The organism is Pseudomonas mangrovi (assembly GCF_003052585.1).
Classification (GTDB): domain Bacteria; phylum Pseudomonadota; class Gammaproteobacteria; order Pseudomonadales; family Pseudomonadaceae; genus Aquipseudomonas; species Aquipseudomonas mangrovi.
On sequence record NZ_QASN01000002.1, the window covers coordinates 351,900 to 376,175 of the forward strand.

The following is a 24,276-nucleotide window of genomic DNA, read 5'->3' on the forward strand; positions in this document are numbered from 1 at the left end:
ACGATCAGGCCCTGGATTGCAGGTAGTTCTGCAGGCCGATGCGATCGATCAGACCCAGCTGCTGCTCCAGCCAGTAGGCGTGATCTTCCTCGGTGTCCTTGAGTTGCGCCGCGAGGATGTCGCGGCTGGGGTAGTCGCCAAACTGCTCGCACAACGCGATGCCCTTGGCCAGCGCGGCGCGCACCTTGTATTCCAGAGCCAGGTCACTGCGCAGCATCGAGGGCACATCGTGGCCGGGAGTGATGCCCTCCGGACTCATGTCCGGCGTGCCGCCGAGGAACAGGATGCGTTGCAGCAGCGCGTCGGCGTGCTGGGTCTCTTCTTCCATCTCGTGGTTGATGCGCTCGAACAGCTTGGCGAAGCCCCAGTCCTGATACATGCGCGAATGCAGGAAATACTGGTCACGAGCCGCCAGCTCGCCTCGCAGAAGCTCCCGGAAATAGTCGATTACCTGCGCGTGCCCCTGCATTGCGATGTCTCCCTCTGATTGGCCACGGCCATGAAAGCGCGCCAGCATCGGCGCCGCGCTGATCCGGGTCAAGTCTAGCACAATCCACCGTCGCACGCGGCAAGCGCGCGCATCCGGCGCTTGGCCTTTTCCAACCTGCGGATTAAGGTTGCCGCTGCGGCTGTTGCCCGCCCCATCACAGGACTAGCGAGAAGAACATCATGAGAAAAGGATCGGCATTCGCACTTTCCCTGGCCCTCGGCTGCACCGCCATGCAGGCCCAGGCCCTGGACCCCTCCGGCAAGCGCTATGTGGACCAACTGGTCCAGGGTGGCCCGGTGTCGATCCGTGAGGCGGCGCAGAGCATCTACCACAGCGGCTACCGCGACCAGGAAGTGCTCGACGTCGCCGCCGAAGTCCTGCTGCAGAAGTACCGTACCTCCAGTGACAACACCAGCGCCGACGCCATGGCCTGGGTCTGCAAGGCACTGGGTAATTCCGGCAACGGGCGCTACAAGCCGGTCCTCGACGAGGTGGTCGCCACCTCCGGCAACCGCAAGCTGGACAAGCACTGCGGCGGCGCCGCCAAGAACCTGCCCGCCGGCACAGCGGGCTACCGCGCCGGCAGCGTCAGCCTGGACGCCTACCGCAAGGGCCAGGGCCGTCCGGCTGCAGGTACGCCGACCGCCAGCAAGGCGGCGGCTGTCCCCCAGGGCAGCGGCAGCTTCGAGCATGTGCGGGTCGGCATGAGCATGGATGAAGTCAACGCGCTGCTCGGCACCCCCAGCGCCACCTACTCGCACCAGACCGGCAAGGCCTGGATCCCCTTCAACTTCAAGGGCAAGGACGTCGCGCGCATCGTCGCCCTGTACAAGGGTAAGGGCCGCATCATCTTCTCCCAGGAAAGTGTCTACGCCTCTGTATGGCGGGTGATGGAGCTGCAACCGAATCCGAACGAGAGCGGCTACCCCTGATCGTTCAGCAGCAGCCATATGAAAACGAGGGCGCATGCAACCACATGCGCCCTTTTTCATTGCGCTCTGATCTACCGCCGCGCGCAGCCCCGTGCGCCGTGCAAATCACAGCACTGCAGCGCGGCCGCGCTTGAAGCTCGCCGGGCAAAGGCCGAAGCTATCCGCCCGCAACGGAGCGCACCGATGAACCTTGCCGAACTCACCCAGCGCCTGCACGTGATCCGTGATCGCAACCAGTGGCAGCGCTTTCATTCGCCGAAGAACCTGGTCATGGCGGCCAGCGTGGAGATGGCCGAGCTGGTGGAGATATTCCAGTGGCTCAGCGAGGACCAGTCGCGCCAGCTCGATGCCGCCCAGCGCGAACACGCCGGCCAGGAGATCGGCGACATCCTGTTGTACCTGCTACTGCTGTGCAGCGAACTGGGCATCGACATGGAACAGGCGGTACGCGCCAAGCTGGCCGACAATGAAAGGCGCTTCGCGCCATGACCGACCGGCATTTCGACGCGTTGGCGACGCGCTTCGCCGAGAAGATCTACGGCGGCGCCAAGGGTGCGATTCGTCTCGCGGTGCTGCAGGCGGACCTCACCGAAACGCTGCCCGTGCGGCCGCTGCGCGTGCTCGACATTGGTGCAGGCCTTGGGCACATGAGTCTGTGGCTGGCCGCGCAGGGCCATGAGCTGACCCTTGCCGAACCGGCAGCGCCGATGCTCGAAGCGGCCCGCGAACGCTTTGCCGCCGCCGATTGCCAGGCCACCTTTATCCAGGCGCCGTTCCAGCAGCTGCCGGCACTGCTCGAGCAGCCGTTCGACCTGGTGCTCTGCCACGCCGTGCTGGAATGGCTCGCCGAGCCGGCGAGCATTCTGCCGGTCCTGCAGCAGCTCACCGCCACCGAGGGCTGGTTGTCGCTGGCCTTCTACAACCGGGATGCGCTGATCTACCGCAACCTGCTCAAGGGGCATTTCCGCAAGCTGCGCAAGCAGTCCTTCGCCGGCGAAGGGCAGAGCCTGACCCCGCAGCAGCCACTCGACCCGCGCGAACTCGATACCCTGATGCAGGATCACTGGCATATACAGGCGCGCAGCGGCGTGCGGGTTTTCCACGACTACATGCCGGCACCCTTCCAGGCCCAGGCCAGCCTTGAAGACCTGCTGGAAATGGAGCTCGCCTACCGCCGCCACCCGGCCTTCGCCGGCCTGGGGCGTTATCTACACTGGATCTGCCGCCCGCATCGAGGAGGCTCGTCATGACGCGCTACCTGATACTTGCCTGCTGCCTGCTACTGGGCGCGTGCAAGGCGAACAATCCCTACCAGAGCGAATCGCTGCCCATGCCCCCCGCGCCGCCACAGGCGCAGGGCCTGGATCTGTCCGCCTACCCGGCGGCCGCGCGCGAGTTCAGTCGCTATCGCAGCTGGAACTGGCAGCAGTTGCCCGCCGGCAGCGCCTGGGCCAGCGGCGAGCAACTCGCCGAAGTGGTGGCCGCCGAGCTCGACCAGCGCGGCCTGCGCCCGGCGACCAGCAGCGCCGCCGACCTGCTGGTACGCGCACGCATGAGCCAGGAGACTCGCCTGCGCCAGGTCTACGACGACTATGGCGGCTACTACGGCCATGGCCGCTACGATCGTCACTACGGTATGTACGGCCAGGTGCCGATGGCTCGCAGCTACCAGGAAGAGGTCGTGGTGGTGCGTATCGAGCTGATCGATGCCCGCGACGGTCAAAGCCTCTGGAGCTGCGGCGCCGAGAGCCTGGCCGGCGGCGACGGCAGCAAACGCATGGAGGCCCTGCGCGCAGCCGTGCGCAAGGCCCTGGCCAGCTACCCACCGAACTGACATCCAGCGATTCGATTAGCGGCGCGCCGAGCGTCGAGGAGACCTAAGCATGCACAGATGGCTGTTGTACGTACTGTTGCTGACGCTGGGCGGCTGCCAGAGCAATTCGCTGCTGCGCGACTACGATCCGGGTCGGGATTATTCCGCCTACCGCAGCTGGCAATGGCATGACACGCCGCTCACCTACCGGCCGGACGACCCACGCCTGCGCAGCGATCTGACCGAACAGCGCATCCGCGACGCCATTGCCGGCCAGCTGGAACAACGCGGTCTGCGCCAGGCCCCCGACGGCGCTCAGGCCGATCTGCGGGTGCAGGTGTCGGTGATGCTAGATACCCGCCAGCAGGAGCTGCGCAGCCTCTCCGGCGGTTACTGGGGCAATCCCTGGTACGGCCCGGTGTTCCAGGAAGTCCGCACCATCGACTACCAGGTGCGCACCCTGCAGATCGATCTGTATGACGGCAAGGACGGTCGCCTGATCTGGCGCGCCGCCCGCGAGGATGCGCCAGACAGCGGCGCCGACCATCCCGCCCGACGCAGTGCTGCCATCCAGCGCAGCGTGGCGGAAATGCTGCAGTACTTTCCGCCCCACTGAGCCCACGTCAGGGAATGAAGTTGAGCGTCTCCGGCAGCGACGCTGGCGGCACCTCGAAGAAGGGCGCGCCGCCGTCGGGGTCGATGCTCAGTGCGCCGTCACTAGCGAGGAACACCGCCATCTGCCGCTGCGCCATCAGCGAGAAAGGCGCCATTGCCGGATTGCCCAGGCTGGTGAGGAAGGTATGCGGATCCTTGCCCACTGACGGATTCTGCGCATAGGCCAGATCGTGGCGGTAGAAGGTCGCCCGGTCAGCCAGGCCGCCGGCTCGCAGGATGGCACTGCTGGTCGGGTTCGGCGTGCCCTGATCGCCCTTGGCGAACTGGAACACCAGCGGTCGCACCGCTCGCCCCGGCAGCGGCCGCTCACGCAGATGCACCGCATACGCCGCCGCATTGGCCGACTGCTGCGCCCACTCGCTGCGATCCAGCGCACGCTGGATGGCCATCGCGCCGGGCACGGCATTGATCCGCACCGGTTCGTCGCGCGACGGGATGTTCTCGTTGAACTGCACGCCACTGGGATGGGCGACGTTGATCAGCGACGGCTGACGCAGCGCCAGATAGGCACCGGTGGAAGCACGCGCCAGACCCAGGCGACCAGCCTCGGTCATCGAGCCGCCAGCGACATTGGTGGCCAATGCGCGGATGCGCGGCTCGACCGCCACCATCGGCATGCCATAGACGCCACCAAACGACTGGCTGGCGTAGTACAGCCGCTGCGGGTCGAGGTCGATCCGACCGTCACCGTCGACATCGATGCCCTGAGCGATCTGCCGCACCAGCTGCATCAGGTCGATGCTGGTCTGACGCACGCCGTCGCGGTGGCTGAGCACGCCGTAAGGCCGCGCCGCCGAGAGACCTTCGGCAATGGTGATGACGCCGTCGCCATCGGTATCGAAACTGCGCCCGCCGGCCGGCAGCCGTACCTCGCCGCCATCATTCAGCAGCACCCGCAGATAGCCCTGCTCGCCGCCACCATGACCCACCGCGTTGATCGCCACCGTGGCGATGCCCTGGTTGGCGAAGCTGGCCGCCACCGCCCAGGGCGAGCCATACATGCTGTCGGTCAGGCCATGGCCGAACAGGGTTACCGGCCAGCCGCCGGCCGGCATCTCGCCGGAAGGCAGGAAGACCACGAAGACCAGCTCGTGGCTGCCGAGCTGACGCGGCATGCCGAGCAGGCTCGGCGTGGGCGCAATGATACGCTCGGCATTGCGGTAGTTCGGCGAGCTGAAGCGGCCGAACGCAACCCGAGCAACCGCGCCAGGCACCGCCTGCAGCGCACCACTCGGCACCGCAGTGGTGGTATAGGCCGGCGCCGTGCCGGTCTGCCGGTTCAACTCGATGGCCTGCAGCGCTGACACTGCGAAGACGCTGCGCAGCGGCGCTCCCGCACGCTCTGCCAGCTGGAAATCCACCGGCCCGGGCGTCTGCTGTTGAATGCGCTTGTGCACTTTCTGCAAGTCGCCGCTGATGCTGCGGGTAGTGAACAGACTCAGCGCCGCGATCTTCTGCTCCGGCAGTCGTGCGTAGCCCCGCGACTGCCGCAACGCCTGCAGGTACGGCAGCAGCCCGCGACTGCGCGCCTGGTCATCCAGACCACCGAGGAAACGACCGAAGCGGCCGCTGACGATCGGCTTGCCGGCGGCATCACGCACGGCGGTGGTCACCACCAGCGCGTAACGGCTGTGCTGGTCGAGCTGCTGGTCGGACTCGAACGCCAGGGTGCGGCTGGCCGGATCCCAGACGACCTGGTTGATACCGACTCGCTCGCCGCGACCGCGGCCAGTCAGGGTGTCGCCAAGGTGAACGATGAAGATGCTCCGGCTGTTGACCGAACTCGGGTCGATATCGCCATCGAAAGGCACGCTGAAGCGCGGCTGCACATTGAAGCCATCAAGGGTATTGAGCACGTTGATATCAGCGCAGTCGGAGACGTACAGGCTGCAGTCCGGCAGCGGCATGTCTACCCGGCGGCCGGTGACCTGGCGCAAGTCGGTACGGGTGAAGCGATCGCTGGGGAAGGGACTGCCATCGACGCTGGAAAGATCGTAGCGAACGCTGGTCGCAGCGCTGGCAATGGCCGGCAGCGCGCCAAGCAGAAGAGCCACAGCAAGGGTCTGGCAGCATCGGGGGGAACGGCGAAGCGACATCGAGCCTCCTGAGGTCACGCACTGAGGTTGAGTGTGCTGCACGGCGGACGACGAGCTCGACGGTGCGGCCGGTAACGACCCGGGCACTGGATTGCGCAACGCATCAGGCGGTTGGCAGGTCCAGCATCGACAAGGGCGCGTACCGAGCACGTCCACGGACATCCGCGGACTGGTTGTTATTGTTGTGACGCTCGCCGTCAACAGTAGATGAACGAACGTTCATTCTCAAGCGAGTCTCGTATTTCCACCCGCTCCCCGGCAGCGGGCCCGCTCCGACCCAGGCCCAACCAATGTCGACCATGCTAAGGTCGCCGCCTTTTCCAGCCCTGGAGGATTTTCAGCATGTCCGGCAACGCCTGGTTGATCGCCCTGACCCTGTTCGCTGGCGCCCTGATGCCCCTGCAGGCCGGCATCAATGGTCAGCTTGCCCGCCAGGTGCCGAGCGTGATGACGGCGGCGCTGATTTCCTTCCTGGTCGGCACCCTCGCCCTGCTCGCGGTGGTGTTGCTGCAGCGCGGTCTGCCCAGTGTCACCGAGCTGCGCAGCCTGAACTGGTGGCACTGGTGCGGCGGCTTGCTCGGGGCCTTCTTCATCGCCAACGCCGCCTTCGCCGGCCCGCGCATCGGTGCCCTGCTGTTCATGGCACTGGTGCTGGCCGGCCAACTGGGCATGGCGTTGCTGCTCGACCACCAGGGCTGGGCGGGCTTTCGCGAAGCACCGATCAATGCCAGCAAGCTCGGCGGTCTGGGCCTGATCTTCGCCGGGGTCTGGCTGATCCAGCGCGGTTGATGTGCCGACGGGCCCTCGGCGCAATGCGCTGCGCTTATTGCGCCCTACGGGTTAGCAGCCGCTTCATCAGCGCCAGTGCCGTGGGGGGGGACAACGCCGTGTTTGTCCAGCATGGACCGTGCAAAACGGTGTGGCCTGAGCATCAAGGCGCTCGGGAGCCGAAATGGTGGATGAGGAAAGCGTCATCCACCCTACGAAAGTCCGTCCTGCGTAGGGTGGACAACGGCGCAGCCTTGTCCACCCGCGAAATGGCTCATAGCTGCGGTCTGGCGAAGCAACCGCGTGGTAGGGCGGATTAGCCGCTACGCGGCGTAATCCGCCGAGCGATCCCGCACCGAAAGGACGGCAACGCCGAACCGTTAACGAACGATCTCGAACTCGACCTGGGCGGTCTGGCCGCTTTCATCGAGGGCGCTGAGCTGGAAGCGGCCGCTGCGGGCGAAGGCATACCGCAGGCTTTCCCCGGCGGCGCTCTCGCCAACCGGACGGCCGTCGAGGAACCACCAGGTGCGGCCGCTGCCGCCGAGCACCGAGAACTCCAGCGGCAGCGGCTCGCGACTACCGGCCGGGCGCTGCAGGCGCGCCTGATCCCGCACGCCGACGATCGACAACGGCGGCGCCAGTGCCTCCCGCGCGGGCGGGCACTGCTGATCCACTGCCGGCATGCGCACTTCCCGGCGCTCGCGGCGCGGCAACCAGGACTCCAGCGGCGCCGGCCAGAACTGCAGTTCGTGCGGCCGGGCGTCATTGCAGCCGGCATCCACCCGCAGCCCTTCGGCGTTGAGCCAGATCTTCTCGCGCAGACCCAGACCCAGCGGCTGATCCTGCGCCTGCAGGGTCGGTGGCGTGGTGCCGTCGATAATCCAGGCAAATCGCTGACGGCGACAATTGTGGTCATCACGCGCCAGCGACTGGCCCAAAGGCCAGCAGATCGCCGCCACCCCGACCGAATCCGGAGGCTCCTGCGCCGGGCCGGACAGCCCGCGCTGGGCGTCGCGATTGACCAGCACATCGTGCACCTGCAGCAGCAGCGGTGCCGCCGAGGCCAGACCGAACTGGCCGGGCACCGGCGTGCCGTCGGGGCGACCAATCCAGACGCCGATCAGATGCCGCGGTCCGACGCCGATCGCCCAGGCATCGCGAAAGCCGTAGCTGGTGCCGGTCTTCCAGGCCAGCACCGGACGCTGCAGCAATCGCGCACGCGGGTCGCGATCCGGCCGCGCCTGGCCGGCCAGTACCCGGCGCACGATCCAGGCCGCGCCGGGCGAGAGCAGACGTCGCTCGTGCAGAGACTGATCCGGCTGAAAACGCAGCCGCGCCGTACGCCCGTCGCGGGCGAAGGCGCTGTAGCCGACAACAAGGTCCTCCAGCCGGCTGCCGCCGCCGCCAAGAATCAGCGCCAGGTTTGGCTCGGCACCGTGCGGCAGCACCAGCGGCACGCCGGCGGCGCGCATCTCGCCGGCAAAACGTTTCGGCCCATAGGCCTCCATCAGTTGCACGGCCGGCAGGTTGAGCGAGGTCGCCAGCGCCTCGCTGGCCGACACCGGCCCCTTGAAGCCGGCGGCGAAGTTGCCCGGCCGGTAGTCGCCATAGCGACGCGGCACGTCCTGCAGCAGCGACTCGGAGTGGATCAGCCCGCCGTCCATGGCCATGCCATAGAGAAACGGCTTGAGCGTGGAACCTGGCGAGCGCAGCGCGGCAACCATGTCGACATGACCGAAGCGCTTGCTATCGCCCATGTCGATCGAGCCAAGGTAGGCGCGCACCGCCATGCTTTCGTGCTCGACCACCAGAATTGCCGCCGAGGTGTGCTCGGGCAGTCGAGCGCGCCAGCCGAGCAGCAGATCCTCCAGCCGTCGCTGCATGCCGACGTCGATGGTGGTGCGGATCAGCGGCGGGCTCCCGGGGCGGTTCAGGCGACGGGCCAGCAGCGGCGCCAGGCGCGGTTCCTGGCGCGGAGCGAGGAACACCGGTTCTTCCAGTGCCTCCTCGACCAGCGACTGCGGCCAGACATCGAACTCGCCCAGACGGCGCAGGACCTTGTCCCTTGCAGCCTGGGCCCGCTCTGGATGCCGATCCGGCCGCAGCCGGCTGGGCGCCTGCGGCAGCACCGCGAGCAGCGCAGCCTCGGAGCGGGTCAGCTGCGCCGGCGACTTGCCCAGATAAGCCCAGCTGGCCGCCGCCACGCCCTCCAGGGTGCCGCCGAAGGGCGCACGGTTCAGATAGAGCGTGAGTATCTCCTCCTTGGACAGATGCCACTCCAGCTGCAGGGTGCGCCACAGCTGGCGCAGCTTGCCGCTGTAGGTCCGCGAGTGCGGGTCGAGTAGCCGCGCCACCTGCATCGACAGGGTACTGCCGCCGGAAACCACCTGGCCGCCCGTGACGTTCTGCCAGGCGGCCCGCCCCAGGGCCAGCGGGTTGACGCCGGGATGGCGATAGAACCAGCGGTCCTCGTAGGTCAGCAGCGCCTCAAGGTAATAGGGGGAAACGTCCTGCGGCGTCACCGGGTAGCGCCAGACGCCGTCGCTGTCGGCGAAACGCCACAGCGGCGTGCCGTCCTCGGCCAGCACCACGCGCGCCAGATCATCCGTGGGCAGCGGCAGCGGAAACAGCCGGTCGCCCAGCCACAGCGCCAGCAGCAGGGCCGCCAATAGCTGCGCCAGGCGGCGCAGGCGCAGTCGCCAGCGCGAAAGGGAAGTCAAAGCTGCGCTCCAGCGGTCGGATGCACCAGCGCGCTCGACGAGACGACAGAAGCCCAGACTCGCGTATGCTCGCCGGCCAGCGAATACTCACCACTCACCCACGCTCCAGACGGAGCGACGACAGCGGCAAGGAAAAGAATATGCATGTGGAAGGCTTCTTCGAGGGTCTGGGTCAGGTGCTCGGCACCATCATCCGTTTCGTGGTCGATCTGCTCACCGGTTTCTTCGACATGCTCGGCAGTGCCGGACGCGACTTTCTCAACGGGCTGTCCCGCGCGCTCGGCATGGAAGCCTCGCTGCTGGGCATGATCGCCCTGGTACTCGGCCTGCTGTTGCTGGGGCTGTCGGTACGCGCCTTCGTCCGCAAGCGCGTCGTCGCCGGCATCCTCTGGCTGTTGATCAGTCTCTGGCTGCTCAGCCTGATCATCCACTAGCAGATTGGCGGGAGCGGCGCAGCCGGCTCCCGCCATTGCACTCAGTCGCGCGGACGCACCACCAGTTGCCCAGGCGATGTGCCCAGCGCACGCCACTGCGGACGGTACATCGACTCGACCTGCGGCGGCGGCACCCGGTAGCTGCCCGGTGTCACCGCGCGCGCCAGGTAGAGCAGGTGCGTGGTCTCGTAGGGCGACAACGCCAGCGCCGCCACGTAGCGATCGTCACGGAACTCCTGGTGCTTGATGCCGGCCGCGGCCATCGACTCCAGCCACTCCTTCACCGCACCGCCGGCGTCCTCCAGACTGGCCGCGCCATTGGCCAGATTCTGGTTCTCCAGCTCCAGGCCCGCCGGCAGCAGGTCGACCACCAGGGCATCGGGCACCTGCTCGTCGGCGTTCAGCGCGATGTGCACCAGTACCAGCTCGCCACTGGCGAGATTGTTCAGGTCGATGCGCCGGCCATCCATACCCAGGTACTCGCGGCGGATTTCCAGGTTCTCGCCAACCGCCTCGGGAGCCCTCGCCGGATAGCCGGACAGGGTCAGACGCTGATACAGCGCCGCCTCGCCAGGACTGCTGATGCTCAACGGCACCTGCAGCAGGGCGCCTTCGAGCTTCAGTTCGGCCTGTTGCGGGTTGAGCACACGGGTCTGCCCCGCCACGTCAAGCGTGGCGCTCCAGCTCGGCTCGGGCTTGCTCAGCAGGCCGCGTCCGGCAAGGAACAGCGCATTGCTTTCCTGGGTCGACAGCCAGCGACGACCGGCCAGGGTATCGGCCAGATCGAACAGGCGTCGCTCGACCCGATCCGTAGCCATGTCGTGTTCCTGCAGCAGCGCCAGCATCAGCGCCTGATCACGCAGCGGACTGCCGTAATCATCGAGCCAGAGGTTCTCCTTGCGTCCCGTGGCCAAGCCGGCCTGCAGCGCCTGATCGGCACGCGGGGCGTCGCCCATGCGCTGCAGCGCTACCGCCAGATGCACCAGCGGCAGGCCCGACAGCGACTGTTCGCGACGCTCGAACAGGCTGCGCAGGGAGCCCAGCGGCGCCTGTTCGCTGCGTGCCAGCACGTAACCGGCGTAGGCCTGGACGGCGAAGCGGCTGTGGTCGCGATCACTGCTGTAGGGCACGTCGATCAGACTCGGCTCCTGCAGGTAGCGCAGCAGACGCTCGCTGGCCTTCTTCAGCGCCTCGTCCGGCACGCCGAAGCCCTGCTCGCGAGCGCGCAGGAGGAAGTCGGTGACATAGGCGGTGAGCCAGTGCTCCTCGCTGCCGTCGGCACCCCAGAGACCGAAACTGCCGTTGTGCCGCTGCATGCCGAGCAGGCGCTCGATGCCCAGCTCGATCGACTTGCGCCGCTGTTCGTCCGGCTCGCCCGTAAGGCCCAGGCGCTTGAGCAGTGCGGCATCGGCATACAGCGACGGATACAGACCGCTGGTGGTCTGTTCCAGACAACCGTAGGGGTAGGCCTTGAGCGCACGGATCTGCTCGCCGAGGTTCAGCGGCGGACGGCTCGACAGGCTCAGGCGCGCTTCCAGGCCGGCCGGTTCGAAGGCTGCCAGGGCGTCCGCCGGCAGCTCCCACGGCTGGTCCTTCAATACCGTGCGGTAATGCACCAGCTGCGCCGGCCAGGCCGGCCGCACGCCCAGGCGCCATTCGCGCTCCAGCGGTGCGAGGGTTTCATCGGGCAGTTGCAGCCCCTCGACCTTAAGGCGCAGCACGCCCTGGCCGAGGCCACCCAGCGCGCGCACCGGAATGCTCAGGGTGCGACGCTCGCCGTCGGCCAGCTGCAGCTCGCTGCCGGCCGTGCCGGTCAGCTCGATCTGACCTTCGCTGACCAGGGAAACCTTGAGCGTCTGCGCCGCGCCCGACAGGTTGCTCACATCCAGCGCCAGGCTGGTCTGATCGCCACCGGCAAGGAAGCGCGGCGCGGCCAGCTCGGCGACCACCGGGGCGGCGACCACGGTCTTGGCCTCGGCCGAGCCGTAGCGCTCATCCGTCCAGACCTGGCCCATCAGGCGCAGCTCGCCATTGAAGTCGGGAATGTCCAGGCTGACTTCGCCACGGCCCTGCTCGTCGAGCTTCAGCGGCTGGCTCTGCAAGGCGACGATCAGCACGCTGCTGTCGGGCTTCTTGCCACCGGCCGCGAGTGCCGCGTCACCACCGAAGGCCAGGCTGGCAAGACGGCCCTGTCCTGCCTCGATCAACTGGCCGTAGACGTCCAACTGGTCGGCCGCGTAGGCCTTGCGCCCGAACAACCCGGCGAACGGATCAGGGGTCTTGAACTCGGTGATATTGAGGATGCCGCTGTCCACCGCTGCGACCAGCACATGCGCCTCACGCGCCGGGCTGCCATCGGCGTTGCGCGCCTGCACCTGGACCTTCAGCGGCTGGTTGGGACGCATTTTCTGCGGCCCCTCGAGCTCCAGCGCCAGCTTGCGCGGGGCGCGGTCGAGCGGCAGGTGCAGCAGGCCGACAGCACGCTTGGGCGTGACCCCGGTCTTGCGCTCACCCGGACGAATCACCAGGGCGCTGATATAGAGATCATGCCGTGCCCAGTCCTTGTCGATCGGCAGGTCGAAGCTCTTGCCTTCGGCCGGCACCTCGATCTCCTGCCACCACAGGGGGCCTTCGCTCGATTCGAGCATCAGGTAGCCCTTGCCGGCAGCCGGCGGCGTGACGGTGATGCGCGCCGTCTCGCCTTCGGCATAGCCCGGCTTGTCCAGCGCCAGCTTGACCTGGTCCGGACGCACCGCGCCGCCTTCGGCGTTGTCCTGCCAGCGCCAGCCAGCCCACACGCGCAGGCTGCTGACCAACCCGGTGGCCGGGTCTTCGACCTCGACCCGATACGGGCCCCACTCCAGTGGGAAGGACACCTTGGCGGTGCCACCAGCGCTGACGCTGACCTTCTCCTCGGCCATGTTCAGCTGCTTCTCGTTGAAGTTGTGACTCCAGCCACTGTCCTCCGAGAAGCTCCAGAAATAGTCGCGCCGCTCGCGCACCAGGCGCACCTTGAGGTCGTCGGCGGCGAGCTTGTTGCCGGCCACGTCGGCGACCAGTATCTCGAACTCGGCCAGGCTCTCGGCGTCCACCTCCTCGCCATCGTACAGGCCGCGCAGGCCCGGCAGACGTTCGGCCGGCCACACCGGCTGGATCAGCCGGCGGGTGACGGCACGGCCACCGGACTCCTGCAGGCTGGCCTGCAGAATCAGATTCAGCGGCGAGCGCGCCTCGGCCCAGCGGCTTTCCATGACCACCTCGGCCTTGCCGTCGGCGTCCAGGGTCTGCTCGTCCAGCTCCAGGTCCTGGCTCAGTTCGGCCTCGCTGATCGAGCCGAACTGATAGCCCGGCAGGCTCTTCACCGCCTCCCGTGCCGGACGCACATAGAGCTGGCCGAGCAGGCGGTTGCCGGCTGCCGGTGCGCCATACAGATAGCGACCTTCGACCTGGAAGCGCGCATCCAGCCCCGGCGCGACCGGCGCGTCGCTGCCCTTGAGTTCGAGCGCCATGCGTTCGGGGAGGAAGTCCTCGACCATGACCTCGTACAGCTGCGGTTTGCCGTCACCAAGATCGAAGAGCAGCTGCCAGCGTCCGGTCGGCGCTTCCTCGGCAAGCGGCAGCTGGTACTGGTAGAGCCCCGATTCGTCGGCATTCCAGACGAACTTGCGGCTGGTCTGCTCGTCCGGGCGACGGACCTCGACGCTCACCGGGCGCGGCTCGAGTACACGGCCGTCGGCATCGCGCAGCAAGGCGTTGAGCAGCACCGTCTCGCCGGGGCGATAGAGATCACGCGGGCCGAAGACGAAGAACTGCTGCGGATGCGCCGGCGCACCGCCGATATCGAACTCGGCCAGGTCCAGCGCCGGGCTGGTCAGGCGCAGCAGGCTGGTCTGCTCGCCCGAGCGTGCCAGCAGCACCTCGGCCTTGGGCGCCAGCGCCAGCTCCGCGTGGCCACTGCGGTCGGTCTTCGCGGTGCCGAGCACGCGACCCTCAGCGTCGAGCAATTCGAGCTCCACGCCGGATAGCGCACCGCCGCCGGCCAGGGCCTGGGTGAAGACATCGATGCGGCTGCCGAAGCGGTGTGCCGAGAGACCGATGTCACTGCGGCTGAACAAGGTCGCCGGTTGCGAGTAGTGGTAACTGCCGGCCTCGCGCATCACCGCCAGGTAGACGCCCGGCTGGTTCAGCGCCTCGATGCCGGAGAGCGGCAGCAACACGGTCTCGCGGGTGTTGCGCGCAGGATTGAGATCGAAGCGGCCGCCATACACCAGCTCGGCCATCGGCAGCAGCTGGCGCGCATCCCAGCTGTCGAGGTTGGTCGCGCGGCCCCAGCGGGAAAGGAATGCCGGCAGCGCTTCGGCGCGGATGCGGAAAAACTCGACGTTGACCTGGTCGACGTTCAGCGCGATCACCGGCAGGCCTTCGGCCAGACGTGTGGGCAACAGCGAACCGCGACTGGCGAAGCCGACGCTCGGCTGCAGGTCGCGGGTTTCCAGACGCACTACCTGCTCCTGCGCCAGGCGCTCGCCGTTGACCGAACGCAACCCTGCATCCACCGTCAACACCAGCTTGCGCTTGGGTTCCAGCGGCCGCAGGGTCAACTCCGTCAGGTTGTCGGAGAGCTCCCAGGCACCGTCGACCTTGCCACTTTTGCTGTCGACCAGATGCAAGCGCTCGGCGAACGACTGCTCCGGGTCCAGCGGCACCGAGAAGGTCAGCGACAGTGCGCTGGCGCCCTGCAGCTGTACCTCCGAGGTATCCAGCAGCTGCAGCGGCTGCCCGGCGTGGCGGCTCGCGAGCGCCGCCAGATCACGCGCCGGCGCAGGCTTGGCCGAGGCGTCTGCAGCAACCGATGGCGGTGCGGCCGTGGTGGTGTCGGTGGAAGAATCACAGGCAGTGAGCAAGCTCAGTGCGAGCGCCAGAAGCAATCCTTTGTTCGGCATGGATCACGCTCTCGAAAGAGGACGGGGAAGGAAGCCGGCACTATAGCCAAAAGCCCCCGTGGCAGACGAGCGGCGCTCGGCAAAATGGATGAACAGTCGAATGTCGGCCGAGTACGTCCGTGGCTATGCTGTCCGTCTCAGGCAGACCTATCCCTTCCAACCGGCCAGGAAGCAACCCATGCAAAACCCCGAGCTGTTTCTGCAGGAAGCCCGTCGTCAGCAGGCACTGGATGATCTGCAACTGCTGGACACACCCACCGACCGCAATCTGGACGCCCTGACCCGCGTGGCACGCGACCTTTTCGAGGTGCAGACCGTGCTGGTCTCGCTGGTCGACCGTGATCGGCAGTGGTTCAAGAGTCGCCAGGGCATGGATCTGACGGAAACCCCGCGCTCGGTGTCGTTCTGCGCCCACGCCGTGGCCAGCAACACGCCGCTGATCGTCGAGGACACGCTGCAGGACCCGCGCTTCGCCGACCATCCGCTGGTTCTGGGGCCGCCCTATATCCGCTTCTATGCGGGCGAGCTGATCCACGCCGAGGACGGCCAGCCGCTCGGCACCCTCTGCCTGATCGATCCGTTTCCGCGCATCTTCGACGAGCGCCAGCAACAGCACCTGCGCGACCTGACGCTGCTGGGAGAAGGCTGCATTCACCTGCACGGCCATTCCAGCCAGGCCCGCCACCTGCGCGACGAACTGGACCGCGAACAGCGCCGCAGCCTGCTCGACCCGCTGACCCAACTGTGGAACCGCGCCGGTCTGCAGCACTTCCTGCCCGTCCAGCTCGATCAGGCCCGCGCCAGGGGACGCCAGCTGGGCGTGCTGTTCTGCGACCTGGATCACTTCAAAGCGGTCAACGACAGCTACGGGCATGCGGCCGGAGACCAGGTCTTGTGGCAGAGTGCCCGGCGCATGCAGGAGGCACTGCGCCCCGATGACATTCTGACGAGGTACGGCGGGGAAGAATTCATGCTGCTGGTTCAGGTCCATGACGAACAGGAGCTGATGCGCGTCGCCGAACGCGTCCGGCTCGCGCTGGCCGGAAAGCCTGTGGAACTCGAGAATGGCCCGCTGCGGCAGACCATGAGCGTGGGCTGTACCCTGATCGGCGCCGATGAGCCGGCCGAACAGGCGCTAAAGCGTGCGGATCAGGCACTCTATCGAGCCAAAGGTAGCGGTCGTGATCGCTGCGAGCTGGCTCGCTCCGGAGAGGCCGCATGAGCTACGCCGGCGCCGCCCACCTTCACTACTTCACCATCGCCCTGCTGCTCGGCCTGCTGCTGGCCGAATTTGCCCAGTTGCGTCAGCAGCTTTCGCCGCGCCGCGGCTGGGCCCTGCTGTTCACCGACCTGGCCTACGGCGTCAGCGCCGGACTGGTACTGACCACTGGCCTGATCCGCCTGATCTGGTTCGGCAAGGGCCTGGACTACTACCTCATGAACAGCTTCTTCTACCTGAAGATGGGACTGTTTCTACTGGTATCGATGCTGTCGATCCTGCCGACCTTCGTCTTCCTCGGCTGGCGCGCGTCGCTGCGCGCCGGCGAGTCGCCACGACTGGACCGCCGCCGGCTGCTGCAACTGCGCCTGACCATGGTGGTGGAGCTGCTCGCCCTGCTGGGGATGGTCGCGGCCGCCGCGCTGATGGCGCGCGGCCACGGCCAGTTCTGAGGCGGCTCAGCCGCTCAGGTAGGACGAGCGGGTCAGGCCCAGACGCAGGGCGTCGAGGAAGCTGGTGCGCTCACGGGCGCTGAGCGGTGCGCTGGCGACCTTGTCACGGTAGAAGGCCATCAGCTCCTCCGGCGACAGGTGCACGTAGCGCAGCATGTCCTCGATGCTGTCGTGGGTCTCGATGCCGGCGTGATAGACGCTGCCGTCGTCGCGCTGGTAGATGTTCACCGAGTCGGTGTCGCCGAACAGGTTGTGCATGTCGCCGAGAATTTCCTGGTAGGCGCCGACCAGGAAGATCCCCAGCAGGTAGTCCTCGCCCTCGCGCAGCGGATGCACCGGCAGGCTGGTTTCGATGCTCTGCTCGTCGACGTACTGGCGGATCTTGCCGTCCGAGTCGCAGGTGAGGTCCTGCAGCACCGCGCGGCGCAGCGGCTCCTCGTCGAGCCGATCGAGCGGCAGGATCGGCAGGATCTGGCCGATGGCCCAGGTGTCGGGCAGGCTCTGGAACACCGAGAAGTTGCAGATGTACTTGTCGGCGAGCTTGTCGTTGAGTTCGTCGAGAATCTGCCGGTGCGAGCGCTGGTGCGCCTTCAGCGAGTCGTGCAGACGACGGCAGAGCGCGTAGTAGCACTGCTCGGCCAGTGCCTTCTGCGGCAGGCTGACCTTGCCCAGGGCGTAGTGCGCAGCAACCTCGGCGATGTAGTGCGAGGCCCGCCAGTAGGTTTCGGTGACACGCTCCGGATCGGTCGGCCCGAGCAGGTCGGCCAGGTTGCGCAGGCTTTCCGGCAGGGCCTCGTAGTCGTCGATCTGCGGCAGCTCGTCGTTGTGTCGCTCGACATCGGTCACCTGCACCACCAGCAGCGCATGGTGCGCGGTCAGCGCCCGGCCGCTCTCCGAGAAGATGTGCGGATGCGGCAGCTCCTGGGCATCGCAGAATTCCTTGAGCATGCCGACCACGGTGGCCGCGTAGTCGTCCATGTCGTAGTTGATCGAGCTGGGATTGCGCGAGTGGGTGCCGTCGTAGTCGACGCCAAGCCCGCCACCGACGTCGACGTGATCCACCGGCAGCCCGAGACCGCGCAGCTCGGCGTAGTAGCGGATCGCCTCGCGAAAACCATGCTGATAATCAGCCAGATTGGCGATCTGCGAGCCCATGTGGAAATGCAGCAGGCGGATACCCTGGTCCAGCCCGGCGTCGCGGAAGTGCTCGATCACCGCCAGCAGTTGCGCGGCGGAAAGCCCGAACTTGGACTTCTCGCCGCCGGTGTCGGCCCACTTCGAGGAGGCCAGCGACGACAGCCGCACGCGCAGGCCGATCTGCGGCGCCACCCCGAGGGCCTTGGCCTCCTCGATCACCAGGGGTACCTCGGACTCCTTCTCGATGACGATGAACACCGAGTGGCCGAGCTTCTGTCCGATCAGCGCCAGACGGATGAACTCGCGGTCCTTGTAGCCGTTGCAGACGATGGTGCCGCCCTTCGGCGCCAGCGCCAGCACCGCCAGCAGTTCGGGCTTGGAGCCGGCCTCGAGACCGACCGGCACGCCGGGTGTGGCGATCAGGCTCTCGATCACCGCTTCCTGCTGGTTGACCTTGATCGGGTAGAGCGCGGTGTAGCCGGCCTGGTAGTCGAGCCGCTGGATCTGCGTGGCGAAGACGCCGGTCAAGCGGCGCAGGCGATCCTGGAGAATGTCGGGAAAGCGCACCAGCAGCGGCAGGGTCAGGCCGGACTGGCGCAGCGCCTGGATCTGTTCGGCCAGATCGATCGGCTGATCGGCGCTGGCATTGGGGCGCACCTCGAGGCGGCCGGCGTCGCTGATCGCGAAGTAGCCGGCACCCCAGTGGCGGATGCCGTAGACACTGCGGCTGTCCGCTGCGCTCCACTGGCCTTCTGCCTTGCGCGTACGTCTTGTAGCCATGCGTGTTCCCCTGATTGCAATTGCGATGAGTGCTGTTGCGGACAATAGCCGAGACAGGCGGTTCAGACGTCAGCGCGATTCAGCTAGCGGCCGACAGGGCCAGGCAGCCACGCAACTGCTGCGGCTCGACGCGCTCGACACCCGCCCAGCGCAAGCGAGTATCCCAGGCACTGACCTGCTGCAAGCGCAGGACGAACGCGCGGTGACCCGGCATCGGAATGACTCGCTCGCCGGCATAGTCGCAGTGCTCGGTACCCATGATCAGGCGCTTCTGTCCGGCGCGCCGGGCCTGCTGGTCGAGATAGGCCTGCAGCGCTTGCAGATCGGCTATTTCCGCGCGTAATCCGGGCGTCAGCGCTTCGTCCAGCAAGCGCGCCTCTGCCGGCGCCGACAGCCCCTCGGGCACCCGCACCAGCACCCGATCACCGACCAGCGCCGGCACACCCAGCGCGACCAGTGCCGCATGCAGCTGCTCGACCGGCGCACGCGGTGCGGGCGGCGAATGCAGCGATATGATCAGCGCCGCCGCCCGTTGATTCTGCTCGGCGATCCTCTGTTCCCGATGTCCGTGAGCAACCAGCAGCGTGGCGACGCCCGCCAGGACTATCAGCGCGACGACCCAGCCGAGCATCGGAGACCGCTGATCACGCCGCTCGATCAGCCGGGTCATCGGCAGATCGGCACAGTAGCTCGACAGTTCAACCGGCAGCTCGCGTGCGTCCAGCCATACCACCCCGCGTTCGCGGCAGCGGCGCCGTTGCGGTTCGGTCAACGCCTGCTCGGCCAGCAGCCAGAGAGTCGACTCGCCCGGTTCGCCTCCCGCCATGACACGACGCGCACGCAGCACACGCAAGGGCGGCAGATCGCCGACATCGCGCAACAGCAACAGGTCGCGCAGATCGCGGGCCGACCAGGTCAGCTGAAATGCCAGTTGCCAGTACTCTCCCTCTAGCAGGAGAGGCTCGCCGGTGAATGCCGTGTCGGCACTGCTCTGGTGCATTCGCACTCCTTGTGCTGGCGGTTTCAGCCGCCGGATTTGACGGCCTTGAAACCGCGTTTGTGCAATTCGCCAAGCAACAACTCGACGTGCTCGCCCTGAATCTCGATGACACCATCCTTCAACGAGCCACCGCAGCCGCAGCGTTTCTTCAGCGCCGTCGCCAGTTCGCGCAGCGCTGCTTCGGCCAGCGGCACGCCACTGATGGTGGTCACGGTCTTGCCGCCGCGCCCCTTGGTTTCGCGGCGAACACGTGCCACGCCATCACCACTGGGCACGGATTGCCGGGCACAGATGCAGGCGTCGGCCGGCTGCGAGCAGTCCGGGCAGTGGCGCCCACCGTCGGTGGAATAGACCAGCCCGCCAAGCGCGGCGAGCGAGGAGAGTTTCTTGGCCATGGCAACTCCGTCGGCAGGACATGGGCGAAGGCCGGGCAATTTACCAGCATCGCCGCCTGCGGTCAGCGCGCAGGCGCCAGGCAGCGCAGCCAGGCTTCCAGCGTGTCAGGGCAGACCGGCTGCTCGCGCACCAGTCGCGCCACGGCCGGCGGCGCGAGGAAGCGCGCCTCCAGTACCTCCTCCGGCTGCAGGCGCAACGCAGCGTCGCTCACTGCCGAGTAGACATAGCACCAGAGTCGGTTGTCCGGTCTGTCGAAGAACAAGCTGCCGTGGGACTGCAGCTCGACACCGGCGATCCCCAGCTCCTCCTCCAGCTCCCGAGCCGCGGCCGCAGGGCAGTCTTCCCCCGCCCCGACCATGCCGCCAGCGGCCAGATCCCAGTATCCGGGATAGAGCGCCTTGCTCAGCGTGCGCCGGTGCACACAGAGCAGGCCCTGGGAGTTGAACAGGAAGATGAAGGTGCCACGACCGATCAGCCCTCGCTCGCGCAGCTCAGCGCGGGGCAGCGCGCCGAGCGGCTGATCCTGCTCATCGACCCAGAGCACCAGCTCGGCGTCCGAGGCGGCGCGATGTGCCGCCTCGCGTACCTCGGCACTCACCCCTGCGACAGCAGCTGGCGCAGATCGATCAGCGCGGCACTGGCGCGCGACAGGTAGTTGGCCATCACCAGCGAGTGGTTGGCGAGCATGCCGTAACCGCTGCCATTGAGGACCATCGGACTCCACAGCGGCTCCTGCGAGGCTTCCAGCTCACGAATGATCTGGCGCAGGCTGACGGTGGCGTTCTTCTTCGCCAGCACGTCGGCGAAATCCACCTCGATCGCGCGCAGCAGATGCGACAACGCCCAGGCCTGCCCGCGCGCCTCGTAGAAGACGTCATCGATCTCCAGCCAGGGCGTTTCGTAGATTTCTTCATCGAACTTCGGCACGACCCCAGGAGCGCCGGCGGCTTCGGTGTTCAGCCGGACCTGGCCGACACTCGCAGACAGGCGCTGGGACAGCGAGCCGAGACGCGTCGCGGCATCGCCGAGCCAGTTGTTCAGGTTGTCGGCACGGGTGTGGAACTGCGCCTGGGACTGGCCCGGATCGGACAGGCGTGCCTGATAGCGATCGAGCGCACGGATGGCACGGGCGTATTCATCCTCGCTGGCCGGAAACGCCCAGCTGTCATTGTCGAAGTTGAACAGCGGCTCGGCCTTGGCCAGATCCGGGTCTTCGCTGGACTGCGACTGCGAACGGGAAAAGTCCTTGCGCAAGGCGCGGGCCATGTCGCGGACCTGGATCAGCACGCCATATTCCCAGTTGGAAATGTTGTCCAGCCAGATCCCCGGCGGCGCGATGTCGTTGGAGATGTAGCCGCCCGGCTTGTCGAGCAGGGTGGAGGCGACGGTCTTGAGGGTTTCCACCGTGGTGTAGCCGTTCACCAGTTGACGCTGCTTCTGCTCGGCGCTCTGCTGCGCCTGCTGCTGGACCGGGAACATGTCCGGCTCCTGACTCCAGTACCAGCCGACCAGAGCACTGATCAGCAGATAGACCAACAGGATCAGCAACACGCCACGACCGAGCCAGCCACCGGCGAAGTAGCTCTGGGTGTCCTCGACCGAGTTGTCGACGCGCCCGCGCCAGCGGGTGGCGAGATTCTTCCATTGCGGCATGAGAAAAAGGTCCTTGCGCTGAGATACATGAAGACACGCGCCCGTCTGACGGGCGGCCCTCGCACTATAGGCGAAAGGCGCGCTGCCGCGCAGCGGCATGTCCAGCACCGGTTCCTGCCCAAGATGTCAGAAACAGGTATAAAAGACGCATAATCGACGTCAATGGTCCGACGCGAAACGCGAGATCGCGTGATAGCATAGAGCCATCATTATTGATCAGGGCGTTGCGCCACTGTCTACCGACTCTGCACAACGCGAAAAAGTCCAAGTCCGTTCGACACGCGAGCCATGACAGAACAAGAAGACCCCAGCCGCGACCGTTTGAAACTGCACTTCGCCCAGCGCGTCACGCATCAGGCGCGCCAGGTGCTTGAAGTCTGGCAACGCCTGCAGCACAGCGAATGGAAAGCCGCCGACCTGACCGAGCTGGCCGACGCCTCGCTGCGCCTGCAGCGTTATGCCGAGCGCTTCGAACAGGCCGAGCATGCTCAGCTGGCCGCCGACCTCAGCGCCTGCCTGGACGCCGTCGACGACAACCGCGGGCGTCTCTCCAGCGCACTGATCAGCGAACTGAACCGGTTGATGCAGCGACTCTCGCGCACCGGTCTGCGGCATAGCGACACTCTCGAGCAGACCTTCCTGCCCCCGCTGCGCAAACCCGTCTACCTGTGCCTGCAGGACGTCGACAAGGCCTCGCGCCTGGCCCGTCAGCTGGAATACTTCGGCCTCGGTGCGCAGGTCGTGGCGGATAGCGGCCTGTTCCAGTCGGCGATGGCCGAGCGTCATCCGGCGGCGATTCTGATGGACATCGATTTCGCCGGCCCCGGCCTCGGCCTGGCCCTGGCGCGGGATCTGCAGCAGGGACTCAAGCAGCGCCTGCCGCTGCTGTTCTTCAGCGAACAGGAACCGACCACGCCAACCCGTCTGGCGGTGGTGCGCAGCGGTGGCGAAGAACTGTTCGTCGGCAGCCTGGATGCCTCGACCCTGCTCGAGCGGGTCGAGGAACTGACGATGGTCGCCCACTACGATCCGTACAAGGTACTGATCGTCGACGACTCGCGCGCCCAGGCGACCCATACCGAGCGCGTGCTGAACAGCGCGGGGGTGGTCACCCGCACGCTGATCGACCCGATCAGGACCATGGACGAGCTGGCCGACTTCCAGCCCGACCTGATCATCCTCGACATGTACATGCCCGAGTGCAACGGCCCGGAACTGGCCAAGGTGATTCGCCACAATGACCGCTATGTCAGCGTGCCGATCATCTATCTGTCCGCGGAGGACGATCTGGAGAAGCAGCTCGACGCCATGAGCGAGGGGGGCGAGGACTTCCTGACCAAGCCGATCAAGCCGCGTCACCTGATCTCCACCGTGCGCAACCGCGCCGCGCGCGCGCGCGACCTGAAGTCGCGCATGGTCCGCGACAGCCTGACCGGGCTGTACAACCACACCCACACCCTGCAGCTGCTCGAAGACACCTGCTCGCGCGCGCGCCGCGATGGCGAGCCGCTGACCTTCGCGATGATCGACATCGACCACTTCAAGAAGGTCAACGACAGCTACGGCCACCCGATGGGCGACCGGGTGATCAAGAGCCTGGCGCTGTTTCTCAAGCAGCGCCTGCGCAAGAGCGATCATATCGGCCGCTATGGTGGCGAGGAATTTGCCGTGATCCTGCCCGACACCGACGCTGCCACTGCCGCGCGGGTGCTCGACGATATCCGCCAGCGCTTCTCGGAGATCCACTACCCGGCCCAGCCACAGGACCTGCGCTGTACCTTCAGCTGCGGCATCGCCCAGCTCAATGCCACAACCGATGCCAGCAGCCTGTCGCAGCAGGCCGATACCGCGCTGTACCAGGCCAAGAACGGCGGGCGCAATCAGGTTGCGGTCTATTCGGACTGAGCGCGCGACGCCGTCATATTTCTGCAACCCTCGCGCAATAAGGTCACAGCCTCACCGTTGTGTAGTCGGTCGAGTCTGTCATGCGCCTGAAGTCCTTCACCAATCTCAACAGCTGTCTGCTGATCGGGGTCTGCCTGGCCCTAGCCGCCACCCTGTGGTGGTCGCAACGCGCCATGCAGCGCCCCTTTCAACTGATGTCCGACTACCTCGAGCTCTCCCAGCGCTTCGAGAAGGAAGTCGCCCGCCCGACGCTCGCCTACCTGGAAAGCGGTGACGCCCTGCAGCAGAGCGCCGCCAGCCAGGGCCTGACGGCACTGCAACAACGCAGCGACGCCCTGCCCGCCCGTGTAGCCACCGAGCTGCGTCCCAGCGTGGAGGCACTGCTCGCCTTCAGCGCCAACGAACTGCTGGCCGCCGGCAAGCTTGCCGGCGATCCGGCCGGCCTGCTGCTACAGGCCGAGCGGGAAATGGGCGACAGCCTGACGCAACTGGCACGCTACGCGGACGCCTCCGAGTCGGCGGCGGCAACGCAATACCGGCGCCCCCTGTTCGACGCCGCCCGCCACCTGCAGCGCCTGGCCCACGCCCGGGCGCGCCTGGTCGGCAGCGGCCAGGGCGCCCAGAACCAGGATGTCGAGCGCGAACTGCAGGCACTCACCGCCATCGCCGACCGGCTTGACGCACTGCCCCTGCTCGGCGTCGAACAGGCCGCCAGCGCCGCCAGCAACGATTTCGCCGCGCTACTGGGAATCGCCAGCGACAACGCCGCGACGACCACCGCCGAGGATCGTGGTATCGCTCTCAAACGCGAGTTCCATAGCCTGGTGCGCCGCTACCCGGCAGAGCTTGCACGCACCCGC

At 66.9% G+C, this 24,276-nt stretch carries 19 protein-coding genes; 10 read left to right on the forward strand and 9 right to left on the reverse strand.

Features of this window, described 5'->3' with window-relative positions:
- Positions 1 to 4: 4 nt before the first annotated feature.
- The gene (bfr, locus tag DBO85_RS01700) at positions 5 to 469 is read right to left on the reverse strand and encodes a bacterioferritin (protein WP_108104658.1); all 465 of its coding nucleotides are present in this window, start codon (positions 467 to 469) and stop codon (positions 5 to 7) included.
- Between the two features lie 200 nt (positions 470 to 669).
- Here bfr and DBO85_RS01705 point away from each other — a divergent pair, with 200 nt between their 5' ends.
- The 5 genes from DBO85_RS01705 to DBO85_RS01725 all read left to right on the forward strand — a co-directional run bounded on the left by DBO85_RS01705 (position 670) and on the right by DBO85_RS01725 (position 3,851).
- The gene (locus tag DBO85_RS01705) at positions 670 to 1,422 is read left to right on the forward strand and encodes a hypothetical protein (RefSeq protein WP_108104660.1); all 753 of its coding nucleotides are present in this window, start codon (positions 670 to 672) and stop codon (positions 1,420 to 1,422) included.
- Between the two features lie 183 nt (positions 1,423 to 1,605).
- Positions 1,606 to 1,911 (forward strand): nucleotide pyrophosphohydrolase, encoded by a 306-nt coding sequence (locus DBO85_RS01710; protein WP_108104662.1) that lies wholly within the window; start codon positions 1,606 to 1,608, stop codon positions 1,909 to 1,911.
- Positions 1,908 to 2,672, forward strand: coding sequence for a methyltransferase domain-containing protein (locus DBO85_RS01715; RefSeq protein ID WP_108104664.1), 765 nt, complete (start codon positions 1,908 to 1,910; stop codon positions 2,670 to 2,672). The genes DBO85_RS01710 and DBO85_RS01715 overlap by 4 nt, the downstream gene beginning before the upstream one ends.
- A complete protein-coding gene (locus DBO85_RS01720; protein WP_108104666.1) occupies positions 2,669 to 3,256 on the forward strand; it encodes a DUF4136 domain-containing protein in 588 nt (195 codons plus the stop codon). The genes DBO85_RS01715 and DBO85_RS01720 overlap by 4 nt, the downstream gene beginning before the upstream one ends.
- Positions 3,257 to 3,305: 49 nt before the next feature.
- Positions 3,306 to 3,851: a DUF4136 domain-containing protein gene (locus DBO85_RS01725; protein ID WP_108104668.1), complete on the forward strand. Its 546-nt coding sequence runs from the start codon at positions 3,306 to 3,308 to the stop codon at positions 3,849 to 3,851.
- A 7-nt stretch (positions 3,852 to 3,858) separates the two neighbouring features.
- Here the strand turns inward: DBO85_RS01725 and DBO85_RS01730 are convergent, their stop codons facing one another.
- Entirely contained in the window at positions 3,859 to 5,964 is a 2,106-nt protein-coding gene (locus DBO85_RS01730; protein ID WP_199286979.1) for an Ig-like domain-containing protein, read from the reverse strand.
- A gap of 384 nt (positions 5,965 to 6,348) precedes the next feature.
- Between DBO85_RS01730 and DBO85_RS01735 the strand changes: the two genes are divergently transcribed.
- A complete protein-coding gene (locus tag DBO85_RS01735) occupies positions 6,349 to 6,795 on the forward strand; it encodes a DMT family transporter (RefSeq protein ID WP_108104672.1) in 447 nt (148 codons plus the stop codon).
- A gap of 359 nt (positions 6,796 to 7,154) precedes the next feature.
- Here the strand turns inward: DBO85_RS01735 and pbpC are convergent, their stop codons facing one another.
- A complete protein-coding gene (gene pbpC, locus DBO85_RS01740; RefSeq protein ID WP_407681431.1) occupies positions 7,155 to 9,497 on the reverse strand; it encodes a peptidoglycan glycosyltransferase PbpC in 2,343 nt (780 codons plus the stop codon).
- A gap of 140 nt (positions 9,498 to 9,637) precedes the next feature.
- Here pbpC and DBO85_RS01745 point away from each other — a divergent pair, with 140 nt between their 5' ends.
- Positions 9,638 to 9,931 carry a hypothetical protein gene (locus tag DBO85_RS01745; protein ID WP_108104674.1) on the forward strand — a complete coding sequence of 98 codons (294 nt, stop codon included), beginning with the start codon at positions 9,638 to 9,640 and terminating at the stop codon, positions 9,929 to 9,931.
- A 41-nt stretch (positions 9,932 to 9,972) separates the two neighbouring features.
- On the opposite strand, the gene DBO85_RS01750 is transcribed toward DBO85_RS01745, so the two are convergent.
- Positions 9,973 to 14,874: an alpha-2-macroglobulin family protein gene (locus tag DBO85_RS01750; protein WP_108104676.1), complete on the reverse strand. Its 4,902-nt coding sequence runs from the start codon at positions 14,872 to 14,874 to the stop codon at positions 9,973 to 9,975.
- Positions 14,875 to 15,052: 178 nt separating this feature from the next.
- Between DBO85_RS01750 and DBO85_RS01755 the strand changes: the two genes are divergently transcribed.
- Together DBO85_RS01755 and DBO85_RS01760 are read left to right on the forward strand one after the other, a co-directional pair.
- Positions 15,053 to 16,096 carry a GGDEF domain-containing protein gene (locus DBO85_RS01755; protein ID WP_108104678.1) on the forward strand — a complete coding sequence of 348 codons (1,044 nt, stop codon included), beginning with the start codon at positions 15,053 to 15,055 and terminating at the stop codon, positions 16,094 to 16,096.
- The gene (locus DBO85_RS01760; protein ID WP_108104680.1) at positions 16,093 to 16,545 is read left to right on the forward strand and encodes a DUF2214 family protein; all 453 of its coding nucleotides are present in this window, start codon (positions 16,093 to 16,095) and stop codon (positions 16,543 to 16,545) included. Before DBO85_RS01755 ends, DBO85_RS01760 begins: the two co-directional genes overlap by 4 nt.
- A gap of 6 nt (positions 16,546 to 16,551) precedes the next feature.
- Here the strand turns inward: DBO85_RS01760 and speA are convergent, their stop codons facing one another.
- From speA to DBO85_RS01785, 5 genes are all read right to left on the reverse strand, one after another.
- Positions 16,552 to 18,462, reverse strand: a complete 1,911-nt coding sequence (gene speA / locus DBO85_RS01765; RefSeq protein WP_108104682.1) for an arginine decarboxylase — start codon at positions 18,460 to 18,462, stop codon at positions 16,552 to 16,554.
- A gap of 79 nt (positions 18,463 to 18,541) precedes the next feature.
- Positions 18,542 to 19,462 carry a hypothetical protein gene (locus tag DBO85_RS01770; RefSeq protein ID WP_108104684.1) on the reverse strand — a complete coding sequence of 307 codons (921 nt, stop codon included), beginning with the start codon at positions 19,460 to 19,462 and terminating at the stop codon, positions 18,542 to 18,544.
- A gap of 23 nt (positions 19,463 to 19,485) precedes the next feature.
- A complete protein-coding gene (locus tag DBO85_RS01775; protein WP_108104686.1) occupies positions 19,486 to 19,857 on the reverse strand; it encodes a translation initiation factor Sui1 in 372 nt (123 codons plus the stop codon).
- Between the two features lie 62 nt (positions 19,858 to 19,919).
- Positions 19,920 to 20,456 (reverse strand): NUDIX domain-containing protein, encoded by a 537-nt coding sequence (locus DBO85_RS01780; protein WP_108104688.1) that lies wholly within the window; start codon positions 20,454 to 20,456, stop codon positions 19,920 to 19,922.
- Positions 20,453 to 21,511 (reverse strand): DUF2333 family protein, encoded by a 1,059-nt coding sequence (locus DBO85_RS01785; protein ID WP_108104690.1) that lies wholly within the window; start codon positions 21,509 to 21,511, stop codon positions 20,453 to 20,455. The genes DBO85_RS01780 and DBO85_RS01785 overlap by 4 nt, the downstream gene beginning before the upstream one ends.
- 288 nt (positions 21,512 to 21,799) lie before the next feature.
- Between DBO85_RS01785 and DBO85_RS01790 the strand changes: the two genes are divergently transcribed.
- Positions 21,800 to 23,416: a GGDEF domain-containing protein gene (locus DBO85_RS01790; protein ID WP_108104692.1), complete on the forward strand. Its 1,617-nt coding sequence runs from the start codon at positions 21,800 to 21,802 to the stop codon at positions 23,414 to 23,416.
- Positions 23,417 to 24,276 lie beyond the last annotated feature (860 nt).

Bases quoted from the DNA above. Each gene is read 5' to 3' on its own strand.
- DBO85_RS01705 (WP_108104660.1), top strand. From the start codon at position 670: ATGAGAAAAGGATCGGCATTCGCACTTTCCCTGGCCCTCGGCTGCACC.
- DBO85_RS01755 (WP_108104678.1), top strand. From the start codon at position 15,053: ATGCAAAACCCCGAGCTGTTTCTGCAGGAAGCCCGTCGTCAGCAGGCA.
- DBO85_RS01715 (WP_108104664.1), top strand. From the start codon at position 1,908: ATGACCGACCGGCATTTCGACGCGTTGGCGACGCGCTTCGCCGAGAAG.
- DBO85_RS01720 (WP_108104666.1), top strand. From the start codon at position 2,669: ATGACGCGCTACCTGATACTTGCCTGCTGCCTGCTACTGGGCGCGTGC.
- DBO85_RS01735 (WP_108104672.1), top strand. From the start codon at position 6,349: ATGTCCGGCAACGCCTGGTTGATCGCCCTGACCCTGTTCGCTGGCGCC.
- DBO85_RS01710 (WP_108104662.1), top strand. From the start codon at position 1,606: ATGAACCTTGCCGAACTCACCCAGCGCCTGCACGTGATCCGTGATCGC.
- DBO85_RS01725 (WP_108104668.1), top strand. From the start codon at position 3,306: ATGCACAGATGGCTGTTGTACGTACTGTTGCTGACGCTGGGCGGCTGC.
- speA (WP_108104682.1), bottom strand. From the start codon at position 18,462: ATGGCTACAAGACGTACGCGCAAGGCAGAAGGCCAGTGGAGCGCAGCG.
- DBO85_RS01770 (WP_108104684.1), bottom strand. From the start codon at position 19,462: ATGCACCAGAGCAGTGCCGACACGGCATTCACCGGCGAGCCTCTCCTG.
- DBO85_RS01775 (WP_108104686.1), bottom strand. From the start codon at position 19,857: ATGGCCAAGAAACTCTCCTCGCTCGCCGCGCTTGGCGGGCTGGTCTAT.
- DBO85_RS01745 (WP_108104674.1), top strand. From the start codon at position 9,638: ATGCATGTGGAAGGCTTCTTCGAGGGTCTGGGTCAGGTGCTCGGCACC.
- DBO85_RS01785 (WP_108104690.1), bottom strand. From the start codon at position 21,511: ATGCCGCAATGGAAGAATCTCGCCACCCGCTGGCGCGGGCGCGTCGAC.
- DBO85_RS01790 (WP_108104692.1), top strand. From the start codon at position 21,800: ATGACAGAACAAGAAGACCCCAGCCGCGACCGTTTGAAACTGCACTTC.
- DBO85_RS01760 (WP_108104680.1), top strand. From the start codon at position 16,093: ATGAGCTACGCCGGCGCCGCCCACCTTCACTACTTCACCATCGCCCTG.
- bfr (WP_108104658.1), bottom strand. From the start codon at position 469: ATGCAGGGGCACGCGCAGGTAATCGACTATTTCCGGGAGCTTCTGCGA.
- DBO85_RS01750 (WP_108104676.1), bottom strand. From the start codon at position 14,874: ATGCCGAACAAAGGATTGCTTCTGGCGCTCGCACTGAGCTTGCTCACT.